The sequence below is a fragment of the Bartonella sp. CL435QHHD genome (assembly GCF_042195095.1).
Lineage (GTDB): Bacteria > Pseudomonadota > Alphaproteobacteria > Rhizobiales > Rhizobiaceae > Bartonella.
Map to the genome: position 1 here is coordinate 283438 of NZ_JBHINS010000076.1, position 12283 is coordinate 295720.

Sequence of the window (12283 nt, forward strand, 5' to 3'; positions counted from 1 at the left end):
TTTAAATGTGTCTTTTTTGTGTTTATAGTTATTTCTTTCATTGGGGAGTTCATTATGAAAAAATTATATACAAAATTAGCAGGGAGCAATTTAAAATTTTCCCGTTTTCCTTTTATTAAAGTCCTATCCTTGACTTCAATAGCTGCACTTTTAGCCAGTATTTCCCCTGTTTTTTCGAATGATCTTGATTCAGGAGAAGAGATTTCTTCAAACATAAGGAATACTGCTGAGATATATCCACAAAGTATTGTCTCTGTTTATGATAGCTATAACAGTGATTTGGATTCTTCTAGTGCATCACAGGAAAATTATTTAACAGCGCTGAATGTTTCTTTGACATCCAAGGTAAGTGCTGCTGATGACTATGCAAATTTTTTAACCAAAACTCTTACTGGTGTGAGCGATTATAGTCCTATAGTGAATGTTTTGGTAAAATCCAGCGATTCGATACGTTCAATTGATATGAATGCTGGAAGTAAAAAAATAACAAGAGCAGCTTTAACTCCAAGTGTTGTAAAGGGAGATCAGATAACTAGGAATACGAGTTTTGGTAATCCTTTGGGTAATCCTCTTGTCTATGGTGAACGAGCTCAGGGAGAATCTCATGATGCTATTGTTTACGGGCAGGTAGCGCAGACGAAGGCTGACCAAGGGATTGCAATCGGCTTAACTGCTTTAGCCGGTAGGAGTAGAAATACTAAAAATAGCATTGCAATCGGTTCTTCTCTAACCGATAGTTATGATGAAAAAGAGAGAACAGCTTCATTAGGTGATTTTTCAATAGCCTTCGGTAGTAAAGCACATAGTTATGCAAATGAAGCGATTGCTATGGGGTACACTGCATATGCACAGGAGCAGGCGCTGCAGGGAATTGCTATAGGCGCTAGCTCTAATGTGACGGTTGCGGCAGGTGTTGCTCTAGGAAGCGATTCTGTAGCTGATAGGGCTGCTGGTGAGCTTGGCTACACTTCTTTGTTGCAGGGGCCTGCAACAAACGTTGAGGCGCAATGGAAAAGTACGCGGGGCTCAGTTAGTGTTGGTGATTATAGTAAGGGTATAACCAGACAAATTACAGGCGTAGCTGCTGGTTCTAATATTACCGATGCAGTGAACCTTAAACAGTTGCAGGACTTAGAACAAGTTGTAAGACAAAACGGTTGGAAATTCTCTGTTGGAGATAAAAATGCTACAACTGTTCTTATGGATAGCGCGGTAGATTTTTCCGCTGGAAGTAGCAACCTAAATATTACAAAGGGCGAAGAGGACAATAAAGTAAAGTTTGATCTGGCTCAAGACATTGCACTGGAGAGCGTAAAGGCAGGTAAAAATACCTTAGATGCAACAGGCTTAGTGATAGCCAATGGTCCGAAAATAATCATTTCTGGGATAGATGCTGGGGGTAAAAAGATTACAGGAGTGTCGGATGGCACTGGAGCGAACGATGCAGTTAATTTTTCACAGTTAAGCAAAACCAATGAGGGTCTTTCGTCCACAGCGAGAAATCTGGAAACGGCTATGGCGAATACATCAAAATATTTTGGTGGGGGTGCAGGAGTTGCTGGTTCTGACATGACGGGACCAACTTATGACTTATCCAAGATTGATACAAAGGGTAATATAACAGAGGGCTCTTTTAAAGATGTTGGTAGTGCATTTACTGGTCTTGATACAAATATCAAGAATGTGAATGCACGGATTAAAGAAGTTTCTGAAGGAGTAGCGCAGGATTCTTTGTTATGGAATGATGAAGCCAATGCCTTTGTAGCGCGTCATGAAAAGAGAAAAGAAGAAAAAGGCAGGGCTGTAAGAACACAAGAAAACAGTAGAATTACGTTTCTAGCAAGTGGTGAGATTACCCAAAACTCAACAGATGCAGTAAATGGTGGTCAGCTCTATACAATGGGTAACATGCTTGCATCCTATTTTGGTGGTGGTGCTGGTTATGATGAAGAGGGCAAATGGAAAGCACCGGATTTCAAGATCAAGCAGTTTGGTGAGGATGGTACTTCTTTTGACAAGAATTATCAGAATGTAGCGGATGCACTTTCCGGTGTTGGTACTTCTATCACGAATGTTCAGAATAAATTGACTGAACAGGTTAATAATGTGATTACCAAAGTGGAAAGCGAGAGCTTTGTTCAGCAAGATAAGACAACGAGTCGTCTCACTATTGGTGCAAAAGTAGGTGGCGCAGAAATCAATATTGCAAATGAAAGCGGTGCTGATCGGATAATTTCTGGTGTTGGGGAAGCTAAGAACAATAATGACGCTGTTAACAAAAGCCATCTTGATAGCAATATCAAGAATGTCAATGATAATCTAACAAATAAGTTTAGCGAACTTACTAAAAACATAACGAATATTACTCAGCAAGTTAAAGGTGATGCTTTGTTATGGAACGATAAAGCTAATGCCTTTGTAGCACGTCATGAAAAGAAGCAAGAAGAAAAAGGCAGAGCTGTAAGGACACAAGAAAACAGTAGAATTACGTTTCTTTTAGATGGTGTTGTTTCTAAAGATTCAACGGATGCTGTCACGGGTGGTCAGCTTTATTCGCTGAACGAACAACTTGCAACCTATTTTGGTGGTGGTGCTGGTTATGATGAGCAAGGACAATGGAAAGCTCCAAGTTTTAAGGTTAAGACAGTTAAGGATGATGGTAAATCTGAAGAGATAGACTATGGCAATGTGGCGGATGCTTTGGCTGGAGTTGGTAATTCTTTCATAAATATTAGAAATGAGATTAGCAAAGAGATTAATAATGAGATTGCCAATGTGAAAGGTGATAGCCTTGTTAAGAAAGATCAAGCAACCAATCTTATCACTATTGGTAAAGAAGTAGAAGGCAGTGAAATCAATATCGCTAATAGTAGCAAAGCAGATCGAACTCTTTCTGGTGTGAAGGCAGCAACACAAAATAATGAAGCGGTTAATAAAGGTCAGCTTGATGAAAGTTTAAAGAAGCTTTCTAACAGTCTTCAGTCTGATGATTCAGCCGTTGTTCACTACGATAAAAAAGAGGGTGATAATAACACTATAAATTATGCGAGTGTGACTTTAGGAAAAGGTGCAAATTCTGCTGCTGTAGCACTTCACAATGTTGCTGATGGTCAGATTGCCAAGGGTTCACATGATACAGTCACGGGTGGACAGCTTCATATCATCACAGATGATTTCTCAAAAATTTTAGGTGGAGATGTATCCTTTGATGGAAAAAACTTTAAAGTACCAGGGTATAAATTATCGAATATTGATAAAAAAGGTGAAGTAACAGATCAATCTCATACCGATGTTGGTTCTGCCTTTAAAGGACTTGATGATAATATCAAGAATGTGAACGCTCGTATTAAGGAGTTTGAAAAGGACGTCTCTTCGAATGGTTTAAATTGGGATGGCAGTGTAGGTGATGGTGGTGCCTACAATGCCGCTCATGGTGAGAAGGATGCGAGCAAGATTGTTAATGTCGCTGATGGTAAGGTAGAGAAAGATTCGCACGAAACTATAACAGGTTCCCAGCTTTATGCACTGGGCAACAAAGTTGCAGAATATTTTGGCGGCGATGCTACGTATGAGAATGGCGTATTGAACAAACCAACCTTCAAACTCAAAGTTTTCAACTTAGAGAGCAATGAAATTGAAGTTGAAGAAAAAACCTACAATAATGTAGCGGAAGCCTTTGACGGAATTGATAAGAATTTCCAGAGTGTGAATAAGAATGTGCAGAACATCGTTAATGATTTTAATGACAAAGTCACGAATATCAAAGAATCTGTTCAAGGCGATGCTCTGTTGTGGGATGGTAAAGCACAATCCTTTGTAGCCAAGCATGGGGAAAAAGATGGAGAAAAGGAAAACAGCAAGATCACATCACTTGCTGCTGGTTCTATAATATCAGCTTCGAGTGATGCGATTAATGGCGATCAGCTTCATGCAATCACTGAGGATTTATCAAAAATTTTAGGTGGAGATGTATCCTTTGATGGCAAAAACTTTAAAGTACCAGATTATAAATTATCGAATATTGATGAAAAAGGTGTTGTAACAGATAAACCGCATACCGATGTTGGTTCTGCCTTTAAAGGACTTGATGACAATATCAAGAATGTGAACGCTCGCATTAAGGAGGTCTCAGAGGGAGTTGCACAAGATTCTTTATCTTGGAGCGATGGTGACAAAGCTTTTATCGCTCTGCATGGGAAAGGTGATGACAGAAAAGCAAGCAAGATCACATCACTTGCGGCTGGCTCTATAGTATCAGGCTCGAGTGATGCGGTTAATGGCGGACAGATTTATGATCTGAATCAGTCGCTAGCAAAGTATTTTGGTGGTGATGCTAAGTATGATGGTGATGGCTGGGCGCTTCCAGGTTTCAAGATAATGACTTTCCAAGAAGATGGAAGCTTTGAAGAGGAGAATTATGATAGCATTGCAGCCGCGTTTGCCGGTGTAAATAAGGTTTTCAAGAATCTTCATAATGAGATTTCAGACAACATTGAGCAAAATGCGTTGTTGTGGAGTGATGATGCAGGTGCGTTTGTAGCACAGCATGAGAAAGAAGGTAACAAGGAAAACAGCAAGATCACGTTCCTTGCGAAAGGAAAGATATCAGAAGATTCGACGGATGCGATTAATGGTGGTCAGATTTATACACTTCAACAGACATTTGCCTCATATTTTGGTGGAGGAGCTGGTTATGATAAGGAAGGAAACTGGCAAGGACCAAAATTCACTGTTCAGGTCTTTAATAAGGATGGTACGAAAGGTGATAAAGAGGAGCGTAATAATGTCTCTGAAGCATTTGATGTTGTTAATGACAGCATGAGCACTATCAACGATCGTATAAAAGAAGTTGAAAAGGGTACCTCTTTGAATAGTCTGAATTGGAATGAAGAAAAAGGAAGTTATGATGCATCTCATGTGGATTCTCAGGGTGTTAAGAGTCCAAGTAAGATTATCAATGTAGCGAATGGTAAGGTAGACAGAGATTCAAAAGAAGCAGTGAATGGAGGACAGCTTTGGGAAACTCAGCAGATGATTACAGATCAGGTCAAGGATATTGAAAATAGAGTTACGGAGGGATCTGTACAATACGATAAAGATAAAGAAACGGGAAAAAAGACCAATAAAGTTAGCTTAGTTGGTGGAGATGAAAGTTCTCCAGTATTAATAGCCAATGTAGCCGATGGAAAGATAGAAAAGGATTCGAAAGAAGCGGTTAATGGCGGTCAATTAAAAGATAAGATGGATTTTGTGCTTGAAAGTGCCAATAAGTATACGGATGAGCAAATTTCTCATCTTGTAAAAGATGGAGTTAGTGGGGCTAATTCGTATACGGATATGAAGTTTTCGACATTAAGTTATGCTGTTGAGGATGTTCGAAAAGAGGCAAGACAAGCAGCAGCTGTTGGTTTAGCGGTAGCTGGTTTACGCTATAGTGATATTCCTGGAAAATTAACAATCGCATTTGGTAGTGGTTTATGGCGTAGTCAATCTGCTTTTGCTTTTGGTGCAGGTTATACTTCAGAGAACGGTGATATTGGTTCCAACTTGTCAATTACCACTTCTGGAGGTCACTGGGGTATAAGTACAGGGGTTAATGTGATACTCAACTAATAAACGACTAAATCCATAAAATTGATTTGCCTTTTTCTTATTTAAGAAAAGGGCAAATTTTTTACTTTCTTCCAGAACTCTCTAAAGCTATTCTAAATGTATAAAACTCCCGTAATTATATAAAATCCGAATATAAAAAGCTTATTACAACTTTTGTTGAGAATAAAAGAGCTTAGTGGTAAAGATTCAAAAAATTGATTGCTATTATTTTGATTTATTAAAATGCTTCAAGCAATGTAAATACGAATATACCCTTTATTAAAAGAAGACAGTTTTAGCTTTTATTTTCGTATAGTTTTAAACGTATGCTTTATAATGCAACGATCTACAGGATATGCAATGTACTCCAAACACAAGTATTGCTTTAGGGTAGTGGAGCGCAAACGGAAAAAGAATGGAGCGTTGCTGTAGGCAATATGGCTCATGCTTTAGAGAAAAGCAGTGTCGCAGTAGGTGGTGAATATAATAAGAAGAGCGAACACGGGGAAAATGATTATACTCTTTCGAAGAGTGATTATTCAACAGTAGTAGGAGCTGTTTCTAAAGCTTTAGAATATGGTTCGATTGCTCTTGGTCACTCCGTGCATATGCATTTGCTCAAGAAGCTATTTCTATGGGCTTCTATTCAAAAGCAAAAGGGGGTGGAAGTATCGCTTTAGGTTCCTATTCTAAAGAAAGTGATGGTTGATGGGAGAGCTATCGGGAACAACTCTGTGTCTGGTAGAGCTGCTGGCGTTTTTGGAGATACGTCTGTTCTGCAAGGACCGGTTAAAAACATCTAATCTCAATGGAAAAGTACGAAAGTTGCAGTAAGTATTGGTGTTCCTAGTAAGAACATAACGCGACAAATTATAGGCGTAGCAGCTGATAGAAAATCTGCCGATGCAGTGAACCTTAGACAATTGCAAGATTTAGAAGAAGTCGTAAGAAAAAAGGTTGGAAACTGTCTATTTCTGATGAGGCAGCTAAAGATATGGGTGCTAGATAGTGCAATGAATTTTTCACAACTGAAGGAAATAAAAGAACAAGTAGCAGTGAGTATTTTTGTAAAACAGGATACAGCAACGAGACACATTACCATTAGTAAGGATATAGATGGGGCATTTTAGTAAAAAGCTTTCATAAATCCTCTAATGAAATAAAAAAATCTTATTCACGAAAAATAAACTGATGCCTAGCGGATGATCAATAGGCACAACAAAAATTATACCTCTTTCAAAGAGATCAAAGCTAAAAACAACACACAACCTATGATAGAAAAATGAAATATATTCTAATATTAAGTATTTTTTTACCTTCCTCAAATTGATTTTTACGAACCTTCCCCTAATTACCCTTCTAAAGACGCTGTAGAAACAACAGCTTATGTCTTAATTTTATTTATGACCTAAAACACGCTGTAAAAGCAGGAACACGCAAAGGAAATAAGAAAGCTTTAGAGTTCTAGAGCATACCTTTTTTGTGTTTTTAATCTATTATTATGAAGGGGGTATTATGAAAAAATTATATACTACACAAAATCTGCGTGATTTGAGTTTTTCTCGTTCACATCATCGATCATCATTGTTTAAAGTAGCTTCGTTAGGAACTGCGGTGGCATTGTTTTTATCAAATGCTTCTCCTGTTTTTTCAGCAAATCTCGATTTAACAAAAGCATCTCTTGAAAATGTGAAGAATGCTGCCGTGGTTTATCCGCAAAGCATTATCTCTGCGTATGATTACTATGATGGTGATAAGGAAAATTATTTAACAGCATTGAATGTGGCAATGATGCCAAAAGTTGACGCTTCTGATGACGATGCAAATTTTTTAACCAAAACCCTTTCTGGTATAAGTAATGATGATCCTATTGTGAATGTTTTGAGGGCAGATGACAAAAACTCATTGGAAAGAACATTAGATACAGGCGGGCAATATAAAAAATTGATCATCAGTTCACAAAACGGTGAGAATACAGCGATTATTGATGCATTGAATTCTTCACGCAATGACTCCATGTCTAAAATGCAGCGCGATATAGGCATGCAACGTGACGTAGTGGGTACTAATGTCATATTTGGTAATGATATAACACAGGCCGACAAACTCCATAATAGTAGTGATATTACTGCTCTTGGTGCCAAGATAATAGTAAACGCCGCAGATTCGGTTGCTGTTGGTTATGGTGCGCAGGTGGATAATAGCGTTACTGTTGCTGTAGGTCATTTGGCGTATGCTGTAGGTAAAAAAAGTATCGCAATAGGTGGTGAAGGTAAATGGGCTGATAACCCGCCCCCCCCTGGGGGACGTACAATAGCGACGGGCGAAGAATCAATTGCTATTGGATATCGTGCTAAGGCGGACAGTGAGGAATCTATAGCTCTTGGTGCTTTTGCAAAAACGACGGTAAATTTAGGTGTTGCGATTGGAAACGAGTCTGTGGCTGAGGTTGCTGCTGGAAAGCATGGTTATAGTTCTTTATCTAAAGATCTTACACAGTCTGACAACTTTGCATGGAAAAGTACGCTAGGTGCAGTGAGTGTTGGTGATGCTAAATTAAAGCAAACGCGCCAGATTGTAGGAGTGGCAGCTGGTAGTGACGACACTGATGCCGTTAATGTTGCACAGCTAAAATCGTTACAATCATACGTAGATCAAGGTTGGAACCTATCCGTTGGGGGTAAAGATGCTAAAGCCGTTGGTATAAAAGATACTGTAGATTTGTCAGCGGCAAGTGGCAACCTTACGATTATAAAAGGTGAGGAAGACAATAATGTAAAATTTGATCTAGCTGAGAATATTAAAGTGGAACGAGTTACCGCTGGAAGAAGCTCTATAAGTGATGATGGCATTCTGTTTGCTAATGGGGCTGGTATAACTGTGGATGGTATTGATGCTGGTAATAAAAAGATTACAGGAGTGGCAGCTGGGGAAGAACCTGAGGATGCAGTGAATTTTGCGCAGTTAGGGAAGATTGAGAATACAGTTGAAGGTGTAACTCATAATATATCACAATATTTTGGTGGTGGAGCGGATGTATTTAACGGTAAGGCGCCCAGTTACACTATTCAGGGCAAACCACATAATGGTTTTGAATCTACTTTTAATGCTGTTGATACTTCTATCACGAATATACAAAATCAGATTGCGAATGTGGCAAAAAACAGCCTCGTTAAGCAGGAGGAAAATGAAAGTGCTATCACCATTGGTGAGTCAACAGGTGGCACTGAAATCAATGTTGCAAACAAATCTGGTGAAAATAGGATAATTTCCGGTGTGAAGGCAGCTGTAAATGCTAATGACGCTGTTAATAAAGAACAACTGGATGGGCGTATAGCAGATATTAGTAACAGTATTAATAACATTGAAGAGGGAAGTGCTTTTGCAGTTCTCTACGATAAAAAAGCAGATGGAGCCGTTAATTATAATAGTGTGTCTTTAGGTGGTGATAAGACTACAGCACCGGTTGCTCTCCGTAATGTTAAAGATGGGAAAATTATTGAAAATTCGCATGATGCAATCAATGGTAGTCAGCTTTGGGAGACGAATGATCGTGTTGCAGGTGCTGAAAAGGATATTATCCATATTAACGATAAGGTTACTAACATATCAGCTACGGTTACTGATCTTGGTGAAGAGGTGTTCAATATTCAGAAAGTGGGTGCTTTTGCAGTTCTCTACGATAAAAAAGCAGATGGAGCCGTTAATTATAATAGTGTGTCTTTAGGTGGTGATAAGACTACGGCACCGGTTGCTCTCCGTAATGTTAAAGATGGGAAAATTATTGAAAATTCGCATGATGCAATCAATGGTAGTCAGCTTTGGGAGACGAATGATCGTGTTGCAGGTGCTGAAAAGGATATTATCCATATTAACGATAAGGTTACTAACATATCAGCTACGGTTACTGATCTTGGTGAAGAGGTGTTCAATATTCAGAAAGTGGGTGCTTTTGCAGTTCTCTACGATAAAAAAGCAGATGGAGCCGTTAATTATAATAGTGTGTCTTTAGGTGGTGATAAGACTACGGCACCGGTTGCTCTCCGTAATGTTAAAGATGGGAAAATTATTGAAAATTCGCATGATGCAATCAATGGTAGTCAGCTTTGGGAGACGAATGATCGTGTTGCAGGTGCTGAAAAGGATATTATCCATATTAACGATAAGGTTACTAACATATCAGCTACGGTTACTGATCTTGGTGAAGAGGTGTTCAATATTCAGAAAGTGGGTGCTTTTGCAGTTCTCTACGATAAAAAAGCAGATGGAGCCGTTAATTATAATAGTGTGTCTTTAGGTGGTGATAAGACTACGGCACCGGTTGCTCTCCATAATGTTAAAGATGGCATGATTGCGCAAGGATCGCATGATGCAATTAATGGTAGCCAGATTGAAAAAATATCCCGAGATGTAGCAGTCATTTTTGGTGGTGATGCGGAATTTAGCGAAGGTATTTTGTTTGGTCCGCACTATCATTTATCGCAAATTTCTGAAGATGGTGTAGCAATAACTAAGGACCATAATAATGTTGGTGATGCTTTGACAGGGCTTGATGACAATATCAACAATGTGAATAGCCGCTTAACACATGTAGCCAATGAGTTTACTCAGAAAATTGATGGTGTCTCTAAAGATTCTCTGTTGTGGAGTAATAATGAGCAGGCATTTGTAGCACAGCATGGAGCAGACAAAGAAAATAGCAAAATTAAATTTCTTGCCAATGGAGACATTTCTGCTAATTCAACCGATGCGGTAAATGGTTCACAACTTTTTGTTACTAATCAGAATGTTACCACTGTTACGAATAATCTAGCAAAAATTTCTCAAAATACATCTCAATATTTTGGTGGTGGTGCAGATGTATCTAACGGTAAGGCTCCCACTTACACTATTCAGGGTAAGCCACATAATGGTTTTGAATCTACTTTTAATGCTGTTGATGCTTCTATCACGAATATTCAAAATCAGATTACGAATGCGACAAAAAATAGCCTCGTTAAGCAGGAAGAGAATGAAGGTGCTATCACCATTGGTGAGTCAACAGGTGGTATAGAAATCAATGTTGCAAACGAATCTGGTGATGCTCGTACAATTTCCGGTGTAAAAGCTGCAGAGTGGAGTGATGAAGCTGTTAACAAAGCCCAGCTTGATAAAAGTATAGAGATGATTTCTAATGATATTAATCTCACAAGAGCTGCTGCAGTTCTCTACGATAAAGAAAATGGTGCCATTAATTATGGTAGCGTAACTTTAGGTGGGGTAGATAACCAAGACCCTGTTGCTCTTCATAATGTTAAAGATGGCATAATTGCGCAAGGATCGCATGATGCAATCAATGGGAACCAAATTAATAAAATATCTGGAGATATAGCAAATTATTTTGGTGGTGATGCTTCATTCGAAAATGGTGCCTTTAAAGGACCAAAATATAGTTTATCTGTTATTGTTGAAGATGGTCAGGTGGCAAAAGCCAATTATCATGACGTTGGCTCAGCTTTGACAGGTCTTGATGCAAATGTGAAGAGTGTGAATACGCATCTGACGAATGTGGTAAACGATGTCAATGAAAAAATCACGAATATTACTCAAGAAGTTAAAGGGGACGCCTTGTTGTGGAACAGTGATGAGCAGGCATTTGTAGCACAGCATGGAGAGGGAAGAACCAATAGCAAAATTAAGTTTCTTGCCAATGGAGATATTTCTGCTAATTCAACCGATGCTATAAATGGTTCGCAACTTTATCTTATGAGCAACCAATTGGCTGCGTATTTTGGTGGTGGCGCTGACTATAATAATGGAGAATGGACTGCTCCTACTTTCAAGATAGCACAATTCAAGGCTGACGGTAGCTCTGGTGAAAAGAAGAATTATCATAACGTTGCCAGTGCTTTTGACGGCGTGAGTGAGAGTATGTCTAAGATAAACGACCGCATTCAAAATGTTGAAAACAATGTCTCGTCTAATGGTTTAAATTGGAATGAGCAGAAAAAAGCTTATGACGCTAGCCATGATGGTCAACCAAGTAAGATTATCAATGTAGCAGATGGTAAAATTGTAGAAGGGTCAAAAGATGCAGTCAATGGCGGACAGCTTTGGGAGACCAACGAACGTATCACTGGCGTTGAAAAAGATATTAAGCATATTGAAAACAGAGTCGACAATATTTCCACTACGGTTACGAATATTGGTGAAACGGTTTTCAATATTGAAGACAGAGTTGATAATATTGAGAACACGGTTAATAATCTTTCTGATGGCGCAGTTAACTATGATAAAGATGGAGAAGGAAACAAAACCAATAGGATCACTTTAGAGGGTGGAGATTCCAGTGAACCTGTTTTAATTGATAATGTTGCGGATGGCCGTATTGAGAAGGACTCGAAAGAAGCTGTGAATGGTGGTCAACTGCATGATTACACTCAGCAACAGATGAAAATTGTTCTCGATGATGCAAAAAAATATACGGATAGTCGGGTGGATAATATTGTTATTAATGCCATTGATGATGCTGTTGATCGGTCTGACCGATATACAGATATGAAGTTTAATATTTTAAGTTATGATATTAAGAGCGTACGGAAAGAGGCAAGGCAAGCAGCCGCCGTTGGTCTAGCAGTATCCAACCTACGTTACTTCGACGAGCCAGGATCTTTGAGTGTCTCATTTGGTAGCGGCACATGGCGTGGACAAT

General features: G+C 38.9%; 3 protein-coding genes and 1 pseudogene. All 4 read left to right on the top strand.

Going from position 1 to position 12283, the window contains the following annotated elements; translation table 11 throughout:
- Positions 1-54: 54 nt before the first annotated feature.
- Positions 55-5613, top strand: coding sequence for a YadA-like family protein (locus tag ACFILH_RS06995; protein ID WP_375667571.1), 5559 nt, complete (start codon positions 55-57; stop codon positions 5611-5613).
- 401 nt (positions 5614-6014) lie between these two features.
- Positions 6015-6272, top strand: a pseudogene (locus ACFILH_RS07000) (hypothetical protein); the annotation flags it as partial.
- A 192-nt stretch (positions 6273-6464) separates the two neighbouring features.
- Positions 6465-6722 (top strand): hypothetical protein, encoded by a 258-nt coding sequence (locus tag ACFILH_RS07005; protein WP_375664223.1) that lies wholly within the window; start codon positions 6465-6467, stop codon positions 6720-6722.
- A 385-nt stretch (positions 6723-7107) separates the two neighbouring features.
- On the top strand, positions 7108-12283 hold a 5176-nt coding region (locus ACFILH_RS07010; protein WP_375667573.1), incomplete at its 3' end, for a Vomp family autotransporter.